The organism is Paenibacillus tyrphae, from assembly GCF_024158745.1.
GTDB lineage: Bacteria > Bacillota > Bacilli > Paenibacillales > NBRC-103111 > Paenibacillus_G > Paenibacillus_G tyrfis_A.
In genome coordinates, this window is the sequence record NZ_JAMZAW010000018.1 from 65334 (window position 1) to 89379 (window position 24046).

General features: G+C 43.9%; 23 protein-coding genes. 1 reads left to right on the top strand and 22 read right to left on the bottom strand.

The features are described from left to right. Positions 1–87 precede the first annotated feature (87 nt). The 6 genes from secA to NI000_RS24745 all read right to left on the bottom strand — a co-directional run bounded on the left by secA (position 88) and on the right by NI000_RS24745 (position 8660). Positions 88–2589 (bottom strand): preprotein translocase subunit SecA, encoded by a 2502-nt coding sequence (gene secA / locus NI000_RS24720; RefSeq protein ID WP_253414050.1) that lies wholly within the window; start codon positions 2587–2589, stop codon positions 88–90. Between the two features lie 193 nt (positions 2590–2782). After that, complete coding sequence (gene hpf / locus NI000_RS24725; protein WP_054973334.1) at positions 2783–3334, bottom strand: ribosome hibernation-promoting factor, HPF/YfiA family; 552 nt, start codon at positions 3332–3334, stop codon at positions 2783–2785. 257 nt (positions 3335–3591) lie between these two features. Next, on the bottom strand, positions 3592–3789 hold the full coding sequence (locus NI000_RS24730) for a cold shock domain-containing protein (protein ID WP_010496818.1): 198 nt from the start codon (positions 3787–3789) through the stop codon (positions 3592–3594). Between the two features lie 346 nt (positions 3790–4135). Beyond that, the gene (locus NI000_RS24735) at positions 4136–5623 is read right to left on the bottom strand and encodes a glycosyltransferase (RefSeq protein ID WP_253414051.1); all 1488 of its coding nucleotides are present in this window, start codon (positions 5621–5623) and stop codon (positions 4136–4138) included. A 98-nt stretch (positions 5624–5721) separates the two neighbouring features. Continuing rightward, positions 5722–6537 carry a glycosyltransferase family protein gene (locus tag NI000_RS24740; protein ID WP_253414052.1) on the bottom strand — a complete coding sequence of 272 codons (816 nt, stop codon included), beginning with the start codon at positions 6535–6537 and terminating at the stop codon, positions 5722–5724. Beyond that, complete coding sequence (locus NI000_RS24745) at positions 6534–8660, bottom strand: glycosyltransferase (protein WP_253414053.1); 2127 nt, start codon at positions 8658–8660, stop codon at positions 6534–6536. The genes NI000_RS24740 and NI000_RS24745 overlap by 4 nt, the downstream gene beginning before the upstream one ends. A gap of 168 nt (positions 8661–8828) precedes the next feature. Here NI000_RS24745 and NI000_RS24750 point away from each other — a divergent pair, with 168 nt between their 5' ends. Further along, entirely contained in the window at positions 8829–10766 is a 1938-nt protein-coding gene (locus NI000_RS24750; protein ID WP_253414054.1) for a TPR domain-containing glycosyltransferase, read from the top strand. A 128-nt stretch (positions 10767–10894) separates the two neighbouring features. Here NI000_RS24750 and NI000_RS24755 read toward each other — a convergent pair whose 3' ends face one another. The 16 genes from NI000_RS24755 to NI000_RS24830 form a co-directional block, all read right to left on the bottom strand. Next, positions 10895–11248: a hypothetical protein gene (locus NI000_RS24755; protein WP_253414055.1), complete on the bottom strand. Its 354-nt coding sequence runs from the start codon at positions 11246–11248 to the stop codon at positions 10895–10897. A 1-nt stretch (position 11249) separates the two neighbouring features. Further along, entirely contained in the window at positions 11250–11639 is a 390-nt protein-coding gene (gene fliS / locus NI000_RS24760; RefSeq protein WP_253414056.1) for a flagellar export chaperone FliS, read from the bottom strand. 6 nt (positions 11640–11645) lie between these two features. Continuing rightward, on the bottom strand, positions 11646–12008 hold the full coding sequence (locus tag NI000_RS24765) for a flagellar protein FlaG (protein ID WP_253414057.1): 363 nt from the start codon (positions 12006–12008) through the stop codon (positions 11646–11648). A gap of 23 nt (positions 12009–12031) precedes the next feature. Further along, positions 12032–13876, bottom strand: a complete 1845-nt coding sequence (gene fliD, locus NI000_RS24770) for a flagellar filament capping protein FliD (protein ID WP_253414058.1) — start codon at positions 13874–13876, stop codon at positions 12032–12034. A gap of 72 nt (positions 13877–13948) precedes the next feature. Continuing rightward, positions 13949–14998 carry a glycosyltransferase gene (locus tag NI000_RS24775; protein WP_253414059.1) on the bottom strand — a complete coding sequence of 350 codons (1050 nt, stop codon included), beginning with the start codon at positions 14996–14998 and terminating at the stop codon, positions 13949–13951. Between the two features lie 179 nt (positions 14999–15177). After that, positions 15178–15993: a flagellin N-terminal helical domain-containing protein gene (locus NI000_RS24780; RefSeq protein ID WP_253414060.1), complete on the bottom strand. Its 816-nt coding sequence runs from the start codon at positions 15991–15993 to the stop codon at positions 15178–15180. A 104-nt stretch (positions 15994–16097) separates the two neighbouring features. After that, a complete protein-coding gene (locus NI000_RS24785; RefSeq protein WP_309247927.1) occupies positions 16098–16295 on the bottom strand; it encodes a carbon storage regulator in 198 nt (65 codons plus the stop codon). A gap of 29 nt (positions 16296–16324) precedes the next feature. Then, positions 16325–16753: a flagellar assembly protein FliW gene (gene fliW / locus NI000_RS24790; RefSeq protein ID WP_253414061.1), complete on the bottom strand. Its 429-nt coding sequence runs from the start codon at positions 16751–16753 to the stop codon at positions 16325–16327. Between the two features lie 57 nt (positions 16754–16810). After that, entirely contained in the window at positions 16811–17377 is a 567-nt protein-coding gene (locus NI000_RS24795; protein ID WP_253414062.1) for a DUF6470 family protein, read from the bottom strand. Between the two features lie 17 nt (positions 17378–17394). Next, entirely contained in the window at positions 17395–18291 is an 897-nt protein-coding gene (gene flgL / locus NI000_RS24800; RefSeq protein WP_253414063.1) for a flagellar hook-associated protein FlgL, read from the bottom strand. A 19-nt stretch (positions 18292–18310) separates the two neighbouring features. Further along, entirely contained in the window at positions 18311–19924 is a 1614-nt protein-coding gene (flgK, locus tag NI000_RS24805; RefSeq protein ID WP_253414065.1) for a flagellar hook-associated protein FlgK, read from the bottom strand. Between the two features lie 28 nt (positions 19925–19952). Next, on the bottom strand, positions 19953–20453 hold the full coding sequence (locus NI000_RS24810; protein WP_253414066.1) for a flagellar protein FlgN: 501 nt from the start codon (positions 20451–20453) through the stop codon (positions 19953–19955). Between the two features lie 19 nt (positions 20454–20472). Beyond that, a complete protein-coding gene (gene flgM / locus NI000_RS24815) occupies positions 20473–20736 on the bottom strand; it encodes a flagellar biosynthesis anti-sigma factor FlgM (protein WP_253414067.1) in 264 nt (87 codons plus the stop codon). 92 nt (positions 20737–20828) lie between these two features. After that, positions 20829–21254, bottom strand: a complete 426-nt coding sequence (locus NI000_RS24820; RefSeq protein ID WP_253414068.1) for a flagellar protein — start codon at positions 21252–21254, stop codon at positions 20829–20831. Between the two features lie 110 nt (positions 21255–21364). Beyond that, entirely contained in the window at positions 21365–22144 is a 780-nt protein-coding gene (locus NI000_RS24825; protein WP_253414069.1) for a ComF family protein, read from the bottom strand. A gap of 17 nt (positions 22145–22161) precedes the next feature. Then, positions 22162–24000, bottom strand: a complete 1839-nt coding sequence (locus NI000_RS24830) for a DEAD/DEAH box helicase (RefSeq protein WP_253414070.1) — start codon at positions 23998–24000, stop codon at positions 22162–22164. Positions 24001–24046 lie beyond the last annotated feature (46 nt).

The following is a 24046-nucleotide window of genomic DNA, read 5'->3' on the forward strand; positions in this document are numbered from 1 at the left end:
ACCGAAAAGGGAGACCGGAGCGACGCCCCGACCTCCCGCTTCCTATACATTTACCGCACCATTGACTCGCCAGACATTTAATTTAAGCTACACGCCGTGGCACTGTTTGTATTTCTTCCCGCTGCCGCAAGGACACAGATCATTTCGTCCGATCCGGTCTTCGCTTACTGCAGGCTTCTTCGGCGCCGGTTCACCGTTCGTGGCCATCTCGTGCTCATCGACCACCGCTTCGCGCACTAGGTTCGTCTCCACATGAGCTTTCATGATGTAGGTCGAAACTTCTTCCTGGATGCTTTGAATCATCTCATTGAACATCTCGAAGCCTTCAAACTGGTATTCGCGCAGCGGGTCCGTACCGCCGTACGCCCGGAGATGAATCCCTTGACGCAGCTGATCCATCGCATCGATGTGGTCCATCCATTTGCTATCGACGGCTCGAAGTACGACAACCTTCTCGAACTCGCGCATGAATTCCGGACCGATCTGCTGCTCGCGCTCTTCGTAGAGACGCATCAAGAGATCTTTCATATATTCGACGATCTCTTCTTTTTCTTTGCCCCACAGCTCGTCTTTGCTCAGTTGGCCTTCATGCAGGAACGTGCCGTTCGCGTAGTCGACGATCGCCTGCAAATCCCATTCTTCCGGAACGAGATCTGGTGGACAATGCGCTTCGACAACCCGATCGATCACCGGCATCATCATGCCAAGCACGATGTCGCGAATGTTCTCGGACTCGATCACTTCGCGGCGCTGCTTGTAGATAATTTCCCGCTGCTGGTTCATGACATCGTCGTATTGGAGGACGATTTTCCGCACGTCGAAATTGTTGCCCTCGACCCGCTTCTGAGCCGATTCGATCGCTCTGGAGATCAGCTTGCTCTCGATCGGTTGATCTTCCTCGAACCCAAGGCGGTCCATCATGCCCATGATGTTCTCCGCTCCGAAACGGCGCATGAGTTCATCTTCCAGCGACAAGTAAAACTGAGACGACCCCGGGTCGCCCTGACGGCCTGCACGACCGCGGAGCTGGTTGTCGATCCGGCGGCTTTCGTGCCGCTCCGTACCTATAATATGCAGCCCGCCGACTTCAGCTACTCCGTCCCCAAGCATAATGTCCGTACCGCGTCCCGCCATGTTGGTCGCTATCGTCACGCTGCCCGGTTGACCCGCGCGTGCGACGATTTCTGCTTCCTCCGCATGGTACTTCGCGTTCAAGACTTTATGCGGAATGCCTTTCTTCTTCAGCATCTCGGATAGCCGCTCGGAGTTCTCAATCGATACGGTACCGACGAGCACCGGTTGGTTATTCTTATGCCGCTCCACGATCTCGTTTACGACCGCACGGAATTTGCTGGCCACCGACTTGTACACAACATCCGGTATGTCTTTCCGGATCATCGGTCTGTTTGTCGGAACGACAATAACGTCCAGGTTGTAAATCTTCTTCAATTCTTCTTCTTCCGTCTTCGCCGTACCGGTCATCCCGGACAGCTTGCGGTACATCCGGAAGTAGTTCTGCAGCGTGATCGTCGCGAGCGTCATCGACTCGTTCTGCACCTGCAGCTTCTCCTTGGCTTCAATCGCCTGATGGAGCCCTTCGCTGTAACGGCGGCCCGTCATCAAACGGCCGGTAAATTCGTCTACGATTACGATCTCGCCCTCATGTACGACATAGTCAACATCGCGGCGCATGATGATGTGAGCCTTCAACGCTTGCTGAACATGGTGATTGATCTGTACGTGGTCGTGATCGAACAGGTTTTCGATACCGAAGGCACGTTCCACCTTCGCCACTCCCGGTTCGGTCAAAGCAACGGACCGGAGCTTCTCGTCAACCGTGAAGTCTTCCTCTTCCAACCGGCTAACGACCTGATCTGCAATATAATACAGATCCGTCGATTTGGCAGCCTGTCCGGAAATAATCAACGGCGTACGGGCTTCGTCGACCAAGATCGAGTCCACTTCGTCAATGACCGAATAATAAAGCGGACGCTGTACCATTTGTTCTTTGTACACGACCATGTTGTCGCGCAAATAGTCGAAACCGAACTCGTTGTTCGTTCCGTAGGTGATGTCGCAAGCATAGGCCTGCTGCTTCGCATCGTGCGACAGGTTCGGCAGGTTGACCCCGACGGTCATCCCGAGGAATTCGTAGATCTTGCCCATCTCGCCGCTGTCCCGTTGGGCCAAGTAATCGTTGACCGTAACGACGTGCACGCCCTTGCCGAGGAGGGCATTCAAATACACCGGGAGCGTACCGACCAGCGTCTTCCCTTCCCCTGTACGCATCTCTGCGATTTTGCCTTCGTGTAGCGTCATGCCGCCAATCAACTGCACGTCATAGTGACGCTTGCCCAAAACGCGCTTGGACGCTTCGCGTACAACAGCGAATGCTTCCGGCAGCAGATCGTCCAGATCCTCGCCTTTCTCCAGACGCTCGCGGAATTCAACAGTTTTGCCACGCAATTGTTCATCGGAAAGCGGCTCAATGGATGGTTCGAGAGAATTAATGTATTCCACGGCTTTCCACATGCGCTTTAGTTCACGCTCATTCGAATCGCCAAATATTTTTTTAACGAGTCCTAGCATTTTGCTAATCCCCTTCCTTTATAAAACAGTAGCCTATCCTAAATTGTAACAGTTTGCGCCTTTCGCCGCAACAAACCGACCCCGATTTCCCGAATCTACTAAAAAAGAGCCTGCCCGAACGCCGCAGGCATCGCTAGACGCACCGCTGAAACGCTCGAACAAGCTCGGTTCTTTTCTTAAGTAATCGGACGGTTTATCTGGCCGGCTCGATGAGGCCGTACTTTCCATCATTGCGTTTGTAGACCACGTTGACTTGCGCAGTATCGGAATTGGAGAACACGAAGAAATTATGGCCTACCATGTTCATTTGCAAAATCGCCTCTTCCACATCCATCGGCTTCAGCGTAAAACGCTTCGTCCGCACCAATTCGTAATCCTCTTCATCGTCCAGGGAATAGGAAGCGTCCGGCAGTTCCATCCGGAACAGATCTTTAATGCCGCCATCCAGGCGAATTTTGCGATTGGCTTTTGTTTTAGCCTTGCGGATTTGGCGTTCCAACTTGTCCACAACCAGATCGGCGGCTGCGTACATATCGGCGTGCTTCTCCTCCGCCCGCAGCATAAGGCCCGTAAGCGGAATCGTCACCTCAACGGTTTGCATGCCTTTCACAACGCTCAGGGTGACATTAACTTCAGATGTAGGGGGAGCTTCAAAGTAGCGTTCCAGTCTGCCTAATTTTTTCTCGACATGGTCTTTCAACGCTTCCGTTACCTCGATGTTTTCACCGCGAATGTTGAATTTCATGTGCGACTCCTCCTTTCATACTTACATTATACTATATTCACCCCCCGCCTTCAAAAATCCTTCATAAAATTCGAGGAAAATTTACAAAATATTTGGACAATTTATGGCAGCCGTGTAAGCGCTCTCCTCGGGTCTTTTTCTGTCACGGTCCGGACGCACGAAAAACACCCTTGGATCCCCAAGGGTGTGATCAAGTTCGCGCTAATTTTGTTCAAACAATAACCATCTATTACGAGCGGCCGAAACCGGCCGGATGATTACAACTTGACGACGTTAGCCGCTTGAGGACCGCGTGCGCCCTCTACGATATCGAACTCAACGGATTGGCCTTCTTCCAAAGTTTTGAAGCCATCGGTTTGGATTGCGGAGAAGTGTACGAATACGTCGCCACCGTCTTCACGCTCGATAAAACCGTAACCTTTTTCTGCGTTAAACCATTTAACTTTACCTTGCATGTAAAACATTCCCTTCATTATCAAATAACTGCAAGCATCGCTCACAATTCGAATATATCATCCCCCGCTCCTCGCTGTCAATCGAACTTGGCCGTGTTGCTGAAATATTTCGAAAATTCGAGTATTAACATGACGTTAATAAAATACTCACAGCCCAAAAGCCTGTTGTGTCGCGGTTTATCGACATTTTTCGCAAAGTTATCAACAGAGTTATGCACATTGTCCACAGGGGTGTGGTACACACACCGATATAAAATAACATTCGACTCCACGACAGTTTGAGACTTGATCCATATATTAATGCCGGATTCAATTGCAGTTATTGTTAAACTAATTCGATAGTTTTTTATAAGTGTCTATTTAACCACTTATTTAACGTACCAGATAATAAATTAAAGTTACCTTGTATTGGTTGGAGACATGATAAAACATGATTCAGTTTATTCACATCTTGGTTGTTGTCATTTTGTTTTTCTATTAAAAAACCTACTCGATGATTCTTAGGCATGTCTTCTACTATATTTTTTATTTTCTCTCTCCATGCTGTACCTAAATGTGTTGCTGTTACCGATTTCCGCTGTAATTCAGCGGAATCAATTCTGAACTTCACATCATGAATATAAGCCTCCACTAAAGCTATATAATTTTCCATACTTTCGGCATTTTCAGCCTTTCCATCAATGGGCCCCAATACCAAATATGGAGAAATAGGCATAGGAGCCGAAACAATTGGCTTACCCATGGCCGCAGCTTCAAGCGACGCTGTAAACGAGCCGAATGGAAAACTTTCTAAATAAAAATCCGCTGCTCCGTAATATGGAAAAACATCTTTTTGCAACCCCATCACTTTTATCCTTCCACCAGTCTTTTCGATTGCTTCTCTCCAATTTATATCATGTGAATCAACGCCAAGCACAACGAGGATAACATTTTTATTTTGGGAACGATTCAAAATGTCGATCATAGTATTTTGAAAATTGAGGTGTTCATATGGCCGGTATTTATATCCTGGTGCAGAAGTAAGCATGACTACAGAGCCGGGGTCTAAACCTAATTTTTCCTTGTAAAATCTTAAAGGTTGCTTTAAATCGGGAATATTTAAAGGGAGTGGCAATAACTTATTATTTTTACTTCGCCGCTGTGATATGGTTAGTTTTTGATCTTGTAATCCCATATCTAATACAACATCAGATACCCCCACCCCATACCAGAAGCATAATGAAGCATGATTTACAAACATTACCGGCGGCCCTTCATTTTCACTAAAAGCAACAGAACAAAGCGCGTTATTAGGATGTATATGCAGAACTATAATATCAGCCCAGTCTCTTGATATATTTCTTAAAACTTTGGCCTTTTCCATAAATCCCATTTCAGAAGGAAGAACAATGTATGATCCTCCGGTTTTTTGGGAAGCGGCAATAAGCCAATTTGGTATTTCAGCATCTTGGTCCAGTAAAATAAATGAGTGAATATCATCATCAGAGGATGATGTCATCCATCTTTCCGCTAATCGGGTATGCCCTCCTGTTGTATAAGCGGCGGTTAATACGTGCAACCATTTTCGTCCTTGCCCTATATTTCTAGGCAAACACCATGAGAAATTAACATCAACTGAATCCAGATTGTACCCTATATTATGAAGTCCTTCTTCAATTTCTTGATGCATATAAAACCCAGGATGTGTGAACCAAGCGCATGAACCTGCGATTTCTGCCCATCTTAATGCATCTTCATAATTCTTTTTATTAAAATGATGAAAAAATTGTGCTGAAACCCTTTCAAATCTTTGCTGGTTTAGAAGAAGTTGCAAGAAGATCACTCTCTCGTCCATATATATTCAATAAGCCTTGATCTTGACCTAACAATCGATTCTGTTTTTTGATAAATAACATTATTTTCTTTGAGTTTAGAAAAAATCAAAGCATATTACTAAGCGTATATCTCGAACTCCACTTGCAGCAGTTCTTTATATAATAGAATTTTTTCATATTCATGATTTATTTCATCTGCATTCTTCCTTCGTTGTAATTCATCCGCTAAACGATTTATGCTTTGGTCTAAAAAAAGTTTATATCGATCAGTAATTATGTCTCCGTAGCTCTGCGAAACTATATTTATACTCTCCTTAAAACCATTGCTGACATTAACAATACCACAATCATGAATACACCAGCATTTATCTTGTCTAGGTACTGCTACCTCGTAACCATTTTTGATAAATTCCAAGCATTGAGACAAGTCATAACAATGCCAACCCTCAAACAAGTCTTCTCTCCAAGGCAAGTCATACTGTGTTATTAGGATTAACCCATCTACAACTGCTACCGACCTATAATCTTTGATTTGATTATTAAATTCGAGCTTCTTTAGAACTCCTGTAGAACTCTCATGCACTACCCCATACTTGCTTCTAGCTTCCCACCAAATACCATTGAGCGGCAGGTATTCTGCTCCTACTACTCCCATTATGCCTATAATAGGGTTACGTAAGAATAGTTCTGTGACGTCAAATATGAAATTCTTGTTTATAATAAATGTATCTTGATGTAAATACACTTTATACTTGGCATCCGAGCTTTGCATTGCTTTGTTATATCCAGCAGCCATACTCTCTGCTTCGAAAACCCCCAGGGTTTCAACTTCAATCCCTTCGGGAACATTTAAAGAATGAATATATTTCAAACACTCGTGGTAAAGCACCTCATCATTGTAACAGGTAATAAAACAAACCTTATTTGCATTCATACCACGTTTACCTCACTTAACTTTCGCATAAGATCCTCTACATCACTATTTTTAACGTGTACACGGTGAAGATGTATTTTGGCGCTTTCAAATTCACCAAGTTCATATAAGATACGTGATAACAAATACAATGCATCTTGATTATCCATATCGAATTCTAACGCCTTCTCAAAGAAGGGAAAGACTAACTCTAGCATATTATTTTCAAAACAAGAAACTGCCAATTGGGTGAATAGTTGAGATTTTTCAATCATATCATTATCAACGACTTGATAAATCTGTTCGATTGTGAGTTCTCCATTACCCAGCATTTGAAGTAACTCTACCAAACTGGTCTCCCCATCAACATCATTTTCTAATCTTCGAAGCAAAAATTTTAATTTATGCTTTTCGTAATTTTTCGTGTAGAGATCCGTTTCGATTTGTCTGATCCATTGTTCGACCTTACTATCTTTATTAGAAATTAAACTTAGCCAATCCAACGCCAACTGATCATGGCCTTGTGTATACATTGCCAATCCTAAATTCAATAAAGTTGGATCATAGTTTATATCAAGTTCAAAAGCCCTGTTTAAATAAGGCAACGCCAGCTCTATTTTCTGATGCTCCATAAATTGAACTGCAATAAAGTTAAGCAAATCGATTTTCTGTTCGTAGCCTGCCTCGTCAATGATGTTCAAAACAACTTCTATGTCAATTTTTGCAAGATTCTTCAAACTAGCGAGCACGTTATTTTGGATCAAAAGATTATTAATAAGCTCCTTAACATTATGTACTTTACTGCTTTTTTTATATGCCTTGATCATGTAACTTTGTATTTCATATGGCTTTGTAGTACTGAGTCTTGCTGTTTCAGCCAGACTACGGATAAAGGCTTGATCACTTGAAGAAATTTCTTCTACGAGGCCAACAATCTCTAAGTCCGAGTAGTCTGCTGCATTGAAAGCTTCTTCAATATCCGACAGTTTCCAATTTTGAAGTTCTGAAGAATTAACCGTCCCTTCAAGCATTTTCTTTATTATCCGATAGTGAAGCAAGTTGGGAGCAATTGTAATTAGTTGCCCATCTTCAGTTAATAATTTTTGTAATCTTTTGGTATTATTTATGTTGTTTTCATTGAACTGCCCCAAATTACCAACAATAATGATTTCAAAAAAATCTTCGGAGTATTGGTCAGAAATTTCCTCGAGAGACGAATAAATATGCCTGGTTACCTCGGTAGCCACTTTTATAGCAGAAGGATTGGTCTCAACGCCATAGATTTCAGCATAAGGAAATTGATTTTTTATATAAAGAAGGGTACCGCCACAACCGCTTCCTATTTCAAGTACACGAATAGGATCGGTAGACACAGCATCAATCTGTTTAACAAGCCCAGGACGAATTATCGTATCTTCCGGACTAAATCCCCACTTTTTAACAAACTTTTCTTGGTTGGTGAAAAGTAATTTATTATAGGAATCTACGTTGTTTCTGAAAGAAACACTTCCAAAATGATGGATAAAAGTGTCCCGACACAAAACCAACCTATATCCTGCCAACTTTATGCGTAGGGAAAGATCGTCATCTTCAAAATTCCCCGGCGTAAATCTTTCGTCTAGCAGACCTACCTTATCCAGCACATTTTTCTTTATTAACATACAATAACCTACGAGTTTCAGCCGATCTTCCCACAGTGCTGGATTGGAGCTTTGATTATACTGTGTGGCAAATGTATGCATTTCCTCAATCGAATTATACGGGACTTGAATACTTTGCCCGTAGGAACAACTATTGGTAACTGATCCCACGGCACCGACTTCTTCTCTGCTATAAAGACAGGTCAATAAATTGGTTAGCCAGTTGCTTGTTACGATCGTATCGTTATTTAATAATAAAATGTTATCACCACTAGAAACTTCGATCCCCTGATTGCACGCTTTTGGAAAGCCCAAATTCTCGTTGTTGAAAATGGCTTTAATGTCAGATTGGCTACGCAACCATGGCACCGTTTCGTCAGTTGAATGATTATCGACCACAATAATTTCATAATCATGATGGGACGTAAATTGCCGAATACTTTCAATACATAATTGTGTATATTCCAGTTTATTGTAAGTCGCAATAACAATGCTGGTCTTCACGTTATTTCCTCCGCTTTCGTCACGTGGAATCTGTTATACTATATATATCGACAATTTTAGATAAAAAGTGATACTGAATTCCTTTACAATTTATGAGATTCTGACGATAAATAGTTTATATAATTATTGACTGTGTTTGACTTAAGACTATATTACAGGAGTTCTACTATGACAAAACTATTATCTCTTTGTATGATTGTAAAAAATGAAGAAAAAGTCCTAAAAAGATGTTTAGAAAGTGTCCAGGGCTTGGTAGATGAGATTGTTGTCGTGGATACCGGATCTACAGACAGAACCGTTGAAATTGCACGCGAATTTACTTCTCATGTTTATTTCTTTGAATGGATCAACGATTTCGCAGCAGCCAAAAACTTTAGCATTCGCCATGCCACCTCCAGATGGATATTAAACCTGGATGCAGATGAGTACCTGCAAGATGTCGACATAAAAAAAATCCGACATGAGTTAGACAACCTTCCTGAATCGGAATCAACTGCCTTTATTCTTCCCATCTATAACTTTACTGGAACGATAAATAGCGGGAAAGTTCTGAATTCGAGCGGCGCCCGATTGTTCCCCAATCATCCCGATATCGAATTCAGAAGTCCGATTCATGAACAGCTTTACTGGAAACACGGCGAACTGCGTTTTCTCGAATATCCTTTGATTATTTATCATACGGGTTATCTGGAAGAAACAAAGCTGGAAAAAAACAAATCTACCCGGAATATGTCTATATTTAACGACCTGTTGAAGAAGAAGACGTTGGATACATACGAAACGTTTACTTTAGCTAACGAATACATGATCATGCGGGATTATAAAAAAGCGATTTACTACTACGAAAAGGTGTACAAAAAAGCTGAAAAAAGACAAGATTGGTACCCTCATTGCGTCGAACGGATGATTACGGCCTATACTGAGCTGGACCGATATAAAGAGGCATATGCTTTAATTGAGGAATCCGTGAAGCTGTGGCCCGGCTATTCGGACTTGCATTGTTTTAAAGGTCTTCTATTGGATAAGTTGGGCTTCTATAAAGAAGCCGTTTCCGAGTTAAGCCAAAGCATAGAGATTGCAGAATCATCTAACGGCCGACAATATTGGATCCTGAGCCCGAATAACGGGACAACGCTTCCTTATTCCAAATTGGCTGATATATATTTTGAGCGATATAAAGATATTTCCAAAACCGTATATTATTTCACGAAATTAGTTCAAAGTAATCCGAAGGATATAAAACATTTATATAAGCTTGTACATTTGTTGACTCTTACGGAGCCTGTTTCCGAAATCGTTAAGTTTTTAGAACGGCTATTTTCCCATACGGACCCTATACAACTTAGAATGTTATTGCAAATTGCCATAACCGTTGGACATTACGAATTATCTCAATACTACTATTCACTATACCAAAAATTTAATATCGAGTTGTCACCTGTATATATGATGCTGTACGGTATTATACAAAACAATCAGGCCTGGTTTAATAAACATTTTAGTCAACTATCAGAGGAAGATTGTAATAATGAATTAGCCGCCAGGGCAGTTTATACCGCTTCCTGCGTGTGGAAAACAACGGACTATATGGACCGTTTTACAATCTCCAACAATTTATTGAAGCCTGTAGAACCTTTACTCAAAAAAATTATTGTGGATACCACTCTTGACGAATCTGTTGATTTTCCTTACGATTCCATGGCTATACTTTTGTCGGAAATCTTTAAGGTTGGCCAATACGACGTATACGATTGGTTAATTAATCTTTTCCCGGCTCATTTCAATAAACTAGCTAACCTTATGGGCGATTACTTCTTTAAACAAAATCAAATTGAGCTGGCTTTAGATTACTACTCTATGGTTTTAGCTAATAATGAGTTGGAAGCACAGGGATATGAACACCTTGGAATACTTTATATAGCTCAAGGCGATATCCAAGAGGGACTTGAATTTATTGAGAAAGCAATAGAGCTTCTCCCCACAAAAGTAACCCTATATACCACTTACTGTCTGCATGCCGATGGCGAAAAAAGAGCACGTTATAAAGAACTATTATTTAATGCGTTTCCGCAATACAAAGGCTTGCCCTTTATTAAAAGCATGTAGCACGTTCGGTTAAATTCCCCTTAAAAAGGCTGTCAAACGGTTGATAGTCTTTTCGGTTCAATGAAAAACAAAAAGCCCGGGTCCTGAAAACGGAACCGGGCGCCTATCATTATACGTATCTATCGAGCTTAATTTTGATTATCTACAAAATAGCCTTCCGCTTGAATCGCCTGATTCGATTGATACCTGCCGCGAAGCTTTACTGCATTTTGCATTTTCTTAATCTGGTTTTCTGAATCATGTCGGTTTAAGTAAAGCTTCTCTTGAATCTGGGACTCCAAGCTTTTAAGTTCCCCTATATATGGTTTGACAACAGATGATGAATGATCTACCTGCTCAATTTGCTCCATAAGCTCTGTCTGCTGGTTTTGCAAATATTCCAATTGAGCCAAGTCTTCAAAAGTGTCTAACTCGAGTGCCAAAATTTCGTTGGAGATCCGGATGAGTTGCAGAAATAAGTCTTCCATTGCGTCCCTATTCATGTTAACCGACCACGGTAGCTTTATTTTTAAGAATTTTTAGCGCCTCAACCCATGTATCCCTTAACTCCGTAACCAAGGATATGCTTGTTTCCAAACATTCCATGTTTAACTTGAAGTTCGCTTCAAAAAGCTGTTCTTTAATAAAGACATACAGCATTTTGAGGTTCTTCGATATTTCGTAGTCCATATTAAGAGTAATCATTAATTCGTCAATAATGTCTTGGGCTTTTTTGATGTTGACATTTTTTTCGTTATAATTTTTTGTTACCAGAGCTTCCTGAGCTTGCTTCATAAATTTAATGCATCCGTTATACAATAGGAGAGTTAATTCACCAGGAGCGGCTGTACTGACTTGAGTTCTTAAATAAAGCTGTTGCGCTTGCTGGTTCATTTTGTCTTACCTCTTTTCATCAATAATAACTCCGTTTATTTCCTGCAAATTTGTAATTAAATCTACGATCTTTTCAGAAGGAACTTCCCTAATCACTTCATTCGTTTCTTTGTTATACACTTTAACGATAATTTGCTTACTCTTTTCATGAATACTAAACTCCAAGCGTGTCTGAAAGCCTTCCATCGCTTTATTTGCTTTTTCAATCGCTTTAACTAAAGCTTCTTCCGAAATGGATAGTTGAAATGGCTTTTTCGTTAGTAATTCAATGGAAGAAATCAAATTCCCTAGTTGTTCCGACGGTTGATTATCATAAGAAGTTGTAGTACTATTGGGCAATCCTAGAGAAGGTATGTTTTTTATATCCATATACTCTATCTACCTCCTTGCCATTATAAACGAGACAAGTATCCCAATGTTGTATTACTTTTTTGGATTGCTTTCTCCATTGCCGAGAACTTTGCATAGTAGAAGTCTTCTTTTTTCTTTAGTTTCACATCAAAACGGCTTATTTGTTCTTCCATTTTCTTCATAACGGACCCAAGATCCGTGTTAATATCGTTTGTGATGCCGCCAACGGTACCCGCTCTTTTAACCAAATCATCAATACTCGAAGACAATTGGTCATAAACTCTACGCATGATCCCCTTACCCTTTTCATCGGTACTTGATGCAGGGGTGTTTGTAAACATAGCGATCACATTATCGGGATCTTTGGACAATGCTTCTTTTAGCATTTTTTCATCTATAACGAGTTTACCGGAATTTTGGGTATTTTTGGCGTCATAAGGCATCGTAGTAATTCCGATTTTGGCGAAGGAGTTATAGGCTTCTTGGATCCCACTTACCGATGTAATCCCCGTTAATTCCCTTAATCTACTTAACGCTCTTTCAACAGTAGGATCACTTTTCAATAACCCGCTTTTTGCTTTGTCTTCCCAGGCCTTGATGTCTGCCTCTTTCATATCTTTCTTCTGGTCATCGGTTAATGGATCGTAGCCACGATACCTGTTTTCGGACGTTCTTTTGTTCATAAACTCGATCGTTTCGTTATACTTGGAAACAAAGTTCTTAATCTTATCGACAATTCCGTTTATATCATTACTAACAGATACCGTAACAGGCGTTGCGCCCGTCGGTTGTTTTAGATTATAGGTAACCCCATCGATTGTAAAGGAATTGCTGCTCCTATAAGTTGTATTTCCATCGATTGTAACTTTTGCATCTTGACCGGTTACGACTTGCGAATCCAATTTAAGAGAAGCTAACAGCCCGCCAGTATCTCCGGAAATATTAACTTGCGCCGTCCCGCCAGTATCCTTAGTAAGAAAAGATACCTTGTCGGTAGTCTCGTCATAGGACATATATACCCCGGCAGCAGAAGCATTAACTTTGCCCATTATTGTGGAAATGCTGTCATCACCATTGTAAGTAATTTGCTGCCCGTTTATGGTAAAGCTGTAACTAGCGCCCGATACATTTAGTGGTGTATCGAACTTTGAGGCAATATCACTTAACTTCGAATTAGCGTCTACTTTGAACGCAACCCTGCTTCCTGAAAAGCCCAGATTGGAGTACCCGCTATTCGTTGGAGAAGTAGCTTCCAACACGAGCTGCGGCTGATAAGACGTACTGCCGTCTACCACAGCCGATACGGGGTTGAAAGAGATTTTGCCCCCTGAATCGCTGACTGTAATTTTGTTGTATCCAAATGCATCATTTAATTTGGTTTGGATCTGCTGAGCTAAATCGGTAGTTGATGCATAATTTTTTTGATCTAAAGTTATTGTTTTTCTTACCCCATTTAACGTTACATCGAACTGATTATTCGTAGCATCGATTGTGGTAGTCGTAGGAGCTGTATTTGCTGTAACCGGGGCAGGTGGTTGTTTTGTCATCGCACCCGTACTTGATTTAGTAGCCCCTGTTGCCAATTGGCTGACTGTTATGACATGAGTCGCTGGATTTGCTGTACTGCTTGTCGTTACGGAAATATAACTTTCATTCGAAGATGTCGCGGCAGATTGCTTCCAGTCGCCTGCGAACCTCAAATCGCCCACCGTCGAGCGTAGTCCAGCAAGCTTTGAGTTAACCTCACGGTACAGATCCATGCTCCAGTTTGTTTTTGTTTTTGTTTTTTTGATTTTTTCTAAAGGCATTCTTTCCGCTTTCATTAAGTCGCTTACCAATTTATCGATATCTAATCCCGACGCCATTCCACCAATACGTACTGGCATGTTCCACTCTCCTCTGATCATATTCCTTATTATATTTATCGAAAAATTTCTGCGATTTATTTAGACGGAAATTTATATATTTTTCAAACGTATGAGAGCAGGATCGTAACCCCACGAAGCTGCAAGCATATAGTATTCCTTAGCCTTATCTTTAAAGCCAAGAATTTCGTAGTAGACCCCCAGATTGTATGCTGCTTTAAAAGACCCTGTCCCCAGCACCGAAGTATATTTGGTGGTTTCGCCAATTCTTAAAGCTTCTTTAAAACTTGGTTCTATCATGTGAATTTCTCCCGTATCCATAGCAAGCAGACCCAGCAGAAAAAATAGATCGGGAAAGTCCTTATAGATGTCTCCATATTTCGTAAGAAGGTCAGCAGCTTCCTTGCTACGGCCCAGCTCCTTGAGCGTATAACCCAGCAATACGAGCATTGGAGGATAGTAAAGCTTATTTTCTTCCTTATAAGTTAAGCTTCTCCTCAAATAATGCTCCGCTTCCTTATATTGCTCGACGGAATTGTAAAGCTTCCCTATCTGGTACAGCATATACCCTTCGTCCTGCCGTTCATCCAGCGCTTTTTGATAAAGCTTTAGATACCGGTTAAACTTATCTTTTTCATGATATTCTTTTTTTGTATATCCATAGTGTTTAACTAAAAGCCCGGTATCTTTAAAACTTGCCGGTTGATCGTTCTCGTACAACTGTTCATGAACGATCCCTTTGAAGCGAAACGAAGGTCTGTTAGGAAAAAAACGAATCATCCTATGCCGGGCCGAATCAGTTTCCATAATATTTTCTAGAACTACGGTCCCCGCTTGCCCAGGATGTTCTGTGATAAATTGACTCAGCTTCGCCTCAGCATCAGGTGGAAGCTCTTCATCCGCGTCTAAGATAAGAATATACTCGCCTGTTGCCCAAGAAACGGATTGGTTTCTGGCCTGGGCAAAATCATCGTTCCATTCCCCTTGTTTTATAACCGCATCATATTTTTCTGCGATTTCTACCGTACGATCTCTTGATCCTGTATCGTAAATAATAACTTCGAACGGCGACGGGATGCTTTTTAGCACCCTTTCTATGTTAAGCTCCTCATCTTTTACAATAAGGCAGACGCTGATGTTCATAAATTCCTCCTGCCGCAAGTCTTCTGAAAGCTATTTATACTTATTATCGGTATGCTGGCGGGATATTGTTATAATGTCGCTCAATTATATTGAAGGGTTAAAAAAACGTATGGTAAAAAAACACCTACTCCGATTCGTAATAAACGAACTGGAATAGGTGCTTTTTTCCTGATTAAGGATTAACGAAGCAGTTGGAGAACGCCTTGAGGAGCTTGGTTTGCTTGAGCCAGCATCGAGTTGGATGCTTGTTGCAGGATGTTCAGCTTCGTATAGTTCATCATTTCTTTTGCCATATCGGTGTCACGGATACGGGATTCGGCAGCTTGCAGGTTCTCGGATGTTGTCGACAAGTTGTTATATACATGCTCCAGACGGTTTTGTACGGCACCGAATTCAGAACGTGAAGTGTTGACTTTGCCGATTGCATCGTCGATTTTTTTCAGAGCGGCACCTGCATTAACACTTGTTGTAACGTCTGCCGTATCAATGCCCAGACCCGCTTTAGTGATGTTCTGGGACGTGATCGCAACAGAATCTCCGAGGTTATTACCAATTTGAATGCTGATAGCCGAAGGAGTAGATTGGTTCAACATGGTGATACCGTTGAACGTCGTTTTGTTCGCAATGTCGTCGATCGCATTGCTCAGAGCTTTGAACTCTTCATCCATTGCTTTCAAGTCGGAAGTATTGTACGTTCCGTTGCTTGCTTTTACTGCGAGTTCTTTCATACGAGTCAGCATGTCGGAAACTTCGTTCATTGCGCCCTCTGCTGTTTGTACGAGAGAAACGCCGTCTTGAGCGTTTGCTCCTGCTTGGTTCAAGCCGCGGATTTGCGTACGCATTTTTTCGGAGATCGACAAGCCTGCTGCATCGTCAGCTGCACGGTTAATGCGGTAACCGGAAGAAAGCTTCTCGCTGGATTTACCTTGCGAGATGTTGTTCATAGTCATGTTGCGGTGTGCGTTCATTGCATTAAGATTGTGGTTGATAATCATTGGTAATTTCCTCCCTGAATGTTTGTTCCACTTCCTTGTGGAGTAGGGCTTTGCTCCTACATTTTCTATATCGGCTGTTTAGTTATAGATGTTTAGAGCTTTTTTTATTTTTCTAAGTTTTTTACTATTTTTTTTATTTCGTTGATATCAAACTTCACTGAAATGGCTTCCTTATTACTCGCTTCAATCGCTTCTAGTAGTTCCTTTCTGTAAACTTTAATATCACTCGGCGCCTTAATTCCTAATTTGATCTGTTCACCCTCAATGGAAACAACGTAAATTTCAATATTTCCGTTAATCATGATGGACTGTCCCTTTTTTCGGGATAGAACTAGCATTTTTTCTCACCACTTTCTTGTCTCTCTTTTGGGTAAAGTGGAGTTTTTATTTCATATTCATAGCTAGGAGGCAGAATGATTTGGTACCCTTTGAGATTTCGAACATTGATAACAAGCGGAGCAAGCAAATTCATTGTGGATTCCTGGAAAGGTTCCCTAAGGGTAACAATAGATAAGATGAGAACATCCTGTTCAGAATGCAACTCCAACCTAGCCACGTCATCTTCGTTCAATTCAAACGTATATTCTTTAAAATATTCAAATGGAACAGCGATAACGAAACCAATTTTTTCGTCCTGAACACTGCTTAAGTATCCCAAGTCGCTTCCTTCAATATAATTAAAAACAAATTCATTTAACCCTTCAAAAGCGAGGATACTCCCATGAAAGTTAATTATTTTCCCATTCAAATGTTCGAGCATAATGTGGGCCCCTTTCAAGTATTGAAGGCTATAGCATTAGCTATAGCCTTAGAATAATTATTTATACCAATCATAGGTCGTTACTTGTATATCGATCGAATTCATTTGTCTCATATAGATATTGACCCGTCCCGGATTGTAGCGAATCTCGGGTTTCATCGGGGTATACTGAATGTCCGCTTTACGAGCTTCGATATTGGTTACAGCCGGTTTTGCTTCATATTGAATTTTTACATTCATATTCGAAGCCGGACCGACGTATTGTACGGAACTCTCATTTGAAAAAGCATTCTGAGCAAGTTCCGCAAAGGCGTTGCGCGGATTATGAATTTGAGCCATGCGATTGCCGTTTTCAACAATTCTAGCTATTCCCTGCAACGCAATACCGGGAGCTTGGCTATAAATCGAATTCATCCACTCCATATGTGGACCAGATCCTAAAGCAGCCCAAGCTGCCGACGAATCGATTCGCAATTCGCCTGACTCAGAATGAAAATCTATTTGTGCCGGATGCTGTTCAATGGATAATTGCCCTCTGGGAGATCTCATATCAGTAGAAGCATTCTGAGTTTGCATACCAATCTGGCCCAAGGTTTGCTGAATAGATAGGCGGAGCAAGTTCATAGAACATCACTCCTATCTTATCTCAAATAATCCAACAAGCTTGGTTGGACAATTTTGGCACCAACGGAAAGAGACGCCTGGTAAATATTTTCATACTGTTTCAAATCGGTAATTGTCTTTGCAATGTCCGCATCCTCTACCTTGCTGTCCAACGAAGTCAAGTTTTGGGTTAAATCTTCCAAGCGATTTTCAACTAAATCAACACGATTCACCCTCGCCCCAACCTCTGCTCTCATATCCAAAAACTTGGTAAGGCGTGTATCCAGCTTATCCATCAATACCCCGGCTTGCGCCGTGTTCCCTGAAGCAAATGCATTTTGGATTCCTTTCAAGACAGCGAACATATTATCCCCATCTGAAGGAGATCCGAACGCCTGTTCCCCAGTGACATTAATAGGAAGCGTGATCCCTGCTCCGAATTGAAAATTAATAAGTTTCGTATCGGTTTGGTCTGTCGCCGCATTTGCCAAGGTGTACGGTTGTTTGTCAGTAAATTGTCCGTTAAAAATATACTTCCCGTTCATTTTATCGTTTCCAAGCGTAATCGCATGTTCATAGATCTGCCCAATCTCTTGAGCGATAGCATCCAACGCAGATTGCGGATTGGTACCGTTCACCCCCCGGGTTGTCAGCTCCTTCGCTCTTTGCAGTAACTCTCCGATTTGGCCCATTACGGTATCCGTATGATCTAAAAAAGATTTAGCCATATCCACATTTTTCTGATATTGCTCATTCATCGACAATTCGCTGCGGTAACGCAATGCGTAAGTAATGCCTACCGGATCATCAGAGGGTTGATTAATTTTTCTGCCGGTGGACAAAATATCTTGATTCTTACTCATTCCTCTTAAATTATTCGTAATATTCCCAAGAACCTGAGAATGCATCATGCTTTGTGTAACACGCAATGGCATAGACTTGACCTCCTACTTATTATCTACCGACTACTCCGGTGCTGTTAATCAATTTATCGAGAACCTGATCAAAGGTCGTCATAAATCGGGAGGCTGCGCCATACGCATGTTGGAATTTGATCATGTTGGACATTTCCTCATCAAGCGAGACCCCGCTCACGGACTGCCGTCTATCCTCAATTTGATCAACCATCGCCTTTTGATTATCCGTTTGGCGGGAAGTGGTTTGCGCTTGAACGCCCAGTTGACCGACAATGGAGCGGAAGTAATCATCGAGGGTGCCATTCATAATCGATGGCGCGCCATTTGTGGTTCCTCCATTGTTAAAAGTAAACTTTGAATCTTTCAGCTGTGAAATCAAGAGGGCTAACGTATTGTTGCCTTTGACTGCCGTCTCGTTCGGGGCTGTCCCCGTCGTTCGCATGGAAGTGGCAATATAATTTGGATCGTTAGCAATGACCGGATTGAGTTGGAAAGTAGCTGCCGTAACCGTAGTTCCCGTCTTAGCCGTAAAGAAATCTACTCCCTTAGCAGCAGGTGTGGCAAAAGTATAACCCAGCTTGTGTAACCCGTTAATCCCTTGGACCACAACCGTCAAATCGGAAGCCAATGTACGGCTAGCTACGGGACCAGAATAAGTTACCGGTGTAAGAGTCGGGCCGGTCGGGGTATTGGTGGGGACCATCAATACGGAACCGTCAGGAATCACAGAGCCGGCTGGAATTGTGATTTGAACTTGGCCGTTAGCGATGGAATTCGCAAGCGTATCCAACTGTTGCTGATAATCGGCAACGTAGCGATCTCTGGAGACGATCATGCCATAGACCTCACCGCTGTTTAAATCTCCACTGTTCATAGCAGTCGCAAGCGTAGCCGCGGTAACAGCGGTTGTGGTTTGGCCTGTAACCAAGTTGGTATTCCCCATGTTAATGGTATATCCTTGCGGAGTTTCAACAACAGAGATATTTACGATTTTGGACAATTGATCCGTCAATAAGTCGCGCTGGTCCCGCAAATCGTTAGCATTATCTCCAAGTCCTTCAATTCGGAAGATTTCGTTATTCAAAGACGAAATGGTGGTTGTCAATGAATTGATTTGATTTGCTTTGACATCAATATTACTAGTCAAATCATTACTTAAATCGCTCAACTGCTTGCTGGTCGCGTTAAAAGCATCTGCCAGCGCATTTGCATTCTCCCGGACAAGCTTTCGTCCCGATACGTTCTCCGGGTCCTTGGCAAGATCGGTCCACGACTTCCAAAACTTGTCCAATACGGAACGTATCCCCGTATCCGTCGGCTCGTTAACAATTGCCTGAAGCTTATCTAGCGTATCATTCTGAATAGAATAGTTTCCTAGCTGCTTATTTTCATTGCGAAACTGATCGTCCAAGAACTTCTCACGGATTCGCGTAATCGATGTAAACTCTACACCTTGTCCCATCTGCCCCGGAACGTTGCTACGCATCATCCCCGGATATTCGAGGGGTCTGGAAGCGACCATATTAACTACTTGGCGGGAATAGCCCGCTGTATTTGCATTCGATATGTTATGTCCTGTCGTGGTAAGAGCAGCTTGCTGCGTGAATAAAGCTCGTTTAGATATTTCAATACCGGTAAAGGTGGAACGCATGGACTCTCATCTCCTTCGCAGCATCAGATTATGCCTTGGCGTCAAATAATCCTCTTCGATTCGATCCTGGAGTAGTCTGATTAGGATTAGAATAGATCAGCTCATCTCCGTCAGAGCCGGACATGATATCTATCGAATAATTAATAAACGCGAGCGACTGCTCGATCATCTGTTGATTTAACTCATTGTGCTCCCGCAGCTTGCGGATGGTAGCCAGCAACTGCTTCTGGGAATCGACCAAGATTCGCTTCTCCTCGGCGTTAAAAATAATCTTGGTCAAGTCGCTGACCGTCACCCGCGGATTCGGTTTGTATCCTTTTTCGACTAAGAAATTACCGATCGCATCCACCCGCTGCTGGTCCAGTTCCCCGATTCGCTTGAGCAGCTTGTTTTCTTTCGTTACGATTTGCGTCAACTGCTCCACTTGATTGTGGATAAGCGCATGCTTTTTCTGCTCCGCTAGCTCCAATAAGGTGAGATGTACATCGTTCAGTTCGGACATGGTCTGCAACACGGCTTCAAAAGACATGGCTCTCCACCTTCAAAAATTATTTCAAAAACGGGAAAATCTTTTCGGCCAGCTTGCGCGCATCGACTGCGTACGTCCCGGATCTTACAGATTGCTTGAGCTCTTCCAGTTTCTCGCGGCTAGCTCCTGCTGCCTCGGTTCCTAGAAGTTCTTTGGCTTCGCTGGATATCTCAACCTGGTCTTTTTGCTTTTGCTTCTTCCCTGCGGCAAATGCCTGCTGCGCTTCCTGATTCTTCTTATATTGATTCACGGCACCTACCTGGTTCGTTCCATTAATTTTCATCAAACTCACCTCGATTAACTACATAATAAACCCACCGATTCAGCGTTATTACTTTTATCGGTGGGCGGATTTTAAAAGTTTAGATGTATTCGTTATTTTGTTCGATCCTGCAAGCGGTCTTTAATAAGAAACGAGGCATGCTTCTCTTGCTCGGTCTGCTGCTTTTTGCGCTGTTCGTCTTCGGCCATGTTTCGCGCTTCCTTCGTCAACCGCGACCGACAGGCATCGCACATGTTATGCTCGCGAATCTGCGCTCCGCAAACGTCGCATTCGTAAGTCATATTCGGATTATTTTTAATCGAAATACGTCCTTCACGGATAAACTTTACGATTTGTTTGACCGGCACTTCGGTCGCATCGCTTAATTCTTGTATCGAGCAAGCGCGGTTCTCGCGCAAATATTTTAAGCACGTCTCGTACTGCTTCTCCATTTCCCGAAGGCAGTTCGGACATAAACCGTAATTGTTTTTCATGTATATTTTTCCGCAGCGGTCGCAGTTTGCTACATTCAGACTCATATTAATTCTACTCCTCTCAAGAGCAAGGCCTATTACTCCTAATATAGCTGAAATTATCGAAGTTTGCACTTCATTTTTTGTCGGAAATTGGACGTTTGCCGCAAACAGTTTTATCTGGCCCAGCTAATGCCGCACACCTCCAGAGGAAGGATCGTCTTTATTGCTCTTGAGCATTCGTTTAGCGTGCTTCCGGTCGTATACACGTCGTCGATCAAATAAACCCGTACCCGCCCTTGTCTGCATGCTGCCGCTACTTGGGAAGCAGCTCCCGGTTCCAGAGCAAACACGCCTTGGAGATCGTCCAAACGTTCCATTCTTCCTTTGAAGCTTTGTTTGTCCGTATGTCTCGTTCGCAGCAGCAGCGGAAAAACAGGCAAGCCCGTTAGCCTTCCCAGCTCGGAGGCCAACTGCTCAGCCTGGTTGAAACCGCGTTCCGCATATCGCTGCTCACTCAGGGGCACGTAAGAGATGAACTCGGAGGCAGGCTTCCCGAAGTCCACGCCGTCGGACGGTCCTTGCCGATGCAGATGATAGGCGTGCAGCAGCATCGGGCCGAGTACGCTGCGCAGCGACTCTTGACCCCGGTATTTATACTGTCCGAGCCATTCCTTCATTCGTTCGTCATAACGAACAGCGCTGCGGTTCTGGTCGTAGTATGTATCGGTTCGCCGGGGGCAGTCGGGACAAGCTTCGTAACGTCCGCACTTGGCACAGCGAACTTCATGGATCCACGGGATGGCTTCCCAGCAGCGCCTGCAAACCGGCAGCTTGCGGGTACCGTCGTTCGCCGCGCCGCAGGCGACGCAAGGCTCCATCCTGGAGGCCAACAGTGATTCTGCCCCGCTCAGAAGCCGGCGCATCCATCTTCCGGCCTGTTCGGTCCAACTCATCGTTCGTACCCCTTTTCTCAGTCGATATATCCTTTCTTCCGCGCGATAACGTTCATTTCGGCAATCTGTCGTCTGGCATGCGCTTGAGAGCGTGTTTTTTCTTTGGCCGCAAAATACACGCGTCCCCGGGGATCTTGAGCGGATCTTCCCACCCGTCCCGCCATTTGAACAAGCGCCGCCGAATCGAACACCGGGGAATCGGCATCTAGAATGAATACATCCGACTTTGGAATCGTCACTCCCCGCTCCAAGATGGTCGTGGTGACCAGCATCCGAATCGAGGTTGTGCGAAAATCGGTGACCTTTTGCGAGCGGTCGGCGTCTTTGGAAGAAGTACCTTGAACATTGACGGAAGGAAACGATTGTCGAAGCAAAGCGACGAACGGCTCGACCATGGCGATTTTCGGGACGAAGACGAAGACTTGCGCTCCTCTCTCCAATGAGGAAGCCAAGTGCCCCTTAAGCTTGCCGTTCAGACCGTTCTGGGCCAGCATTTGCCGCAAAGGCGGGCACGCGAGAAGCGATGGCTCGGGCAGCGGGTGGCGATGGTACCTCGCCGCTACTCGGGCATGCGGCAGCCGGTTGCGCTTTACAGCCCGCTGCAGCTCCTCCGGCGGCGTCGCCGACAACAAAATGTACGCTCCGCCCGAAACGCATACCTGCTCGGCGGCATAGAGCAGCATCGGATTATTATGGTACGGATATGCGTCGATTTCGTCTACAATGACCAGATCAAACGCTTGCCGAAACCTCATCAGCTGATGCGTCGTCGCTAAGGTTAACTCACCCTGCTCCCACCGTTGCTCGCTACCGCCATATAACGTGACAACCTTCGTATGCGGAAAAGCTTTCTCCAGTCTTGGCTTCAGTTCCAAGACAACATCGCGACGCGGAGTAGCAATGGCGACCCGGCCTCCCTTGGCTAACGTATATTGAACCATCGGAAAAATCATTTCCGTCTTCCCGGCTCCCGTTACAGCCCAAATAAGAAAACGCGGCGCATGAGGGTCCTGTGCTTTTTCCCTTGAAAGGGACTTATTTGCTTTCAAAAATTGCAACGCCGAACCCGACGCTTCCGCCTGGACGTCGCTAAGTCCCCACGATTGCAAGTAAACTTCCATGTCTTCATCCGCCGGTGGCACAGTGTTCATATCGGGACCACCGTTCACCCGAACAATCGGAGTACAGTACCGCGATCTTCCCATGGTCAAACAAGCTTCACAGTAAGCGCACGGGCCGCCGCAATCCGCACAATGCGTCCAACGAACCGGCGATGCCTCGATGCCTGCCTGTCCTCCAAACACTCCTTGGCTTCCGCAGCGCTTGCACTTTCCTTTCAATGCCTGGGGCAGCAAAGACCACCGCCTGCCTTCGCTTCGATCTAATTCCACCCCGGCTTCCAGTTCAACTCTGCCCTGAATCCAAGCGAGCTGTAGAAAGTATGCCGGCGATTCGGCCACGGCTTGATTTCCTTCATGCTGCATCAAGCTCATAAACTCTTCCATAAGCAGGTATCGGCCTTTCAAGGATAGGCATATGGCATCCATTGTCCTATTCGCGAAGTGTCTGGCTTCATCGGATAGTCCCTCCGCCGTCCCGGTCCATTCCCAAAGCTTCCAATCTGCTACGGCCTCCGGATGAAGGCCAATCTCACGTGCTGCTGTTCGCAAGCTTTGCAGCATGTCTGACGAGGACGAAGATGCTTTCAGCTTGCGCTTGATTTCACAGGCTTGTCCGAACGATAAGGCGGGTTCCAGCACACGCAGCTTGAAGCGGCCTCCGGCTTGATCCGTCCAGTAATCCCGGTCGGCCCGCATATCCAAGGAAACGTGCCAGGAACAACCTCCTGCTGTCATTGCGGCATATACGAAAGCTTTCATGAATCACCTGGTTCGAATTATT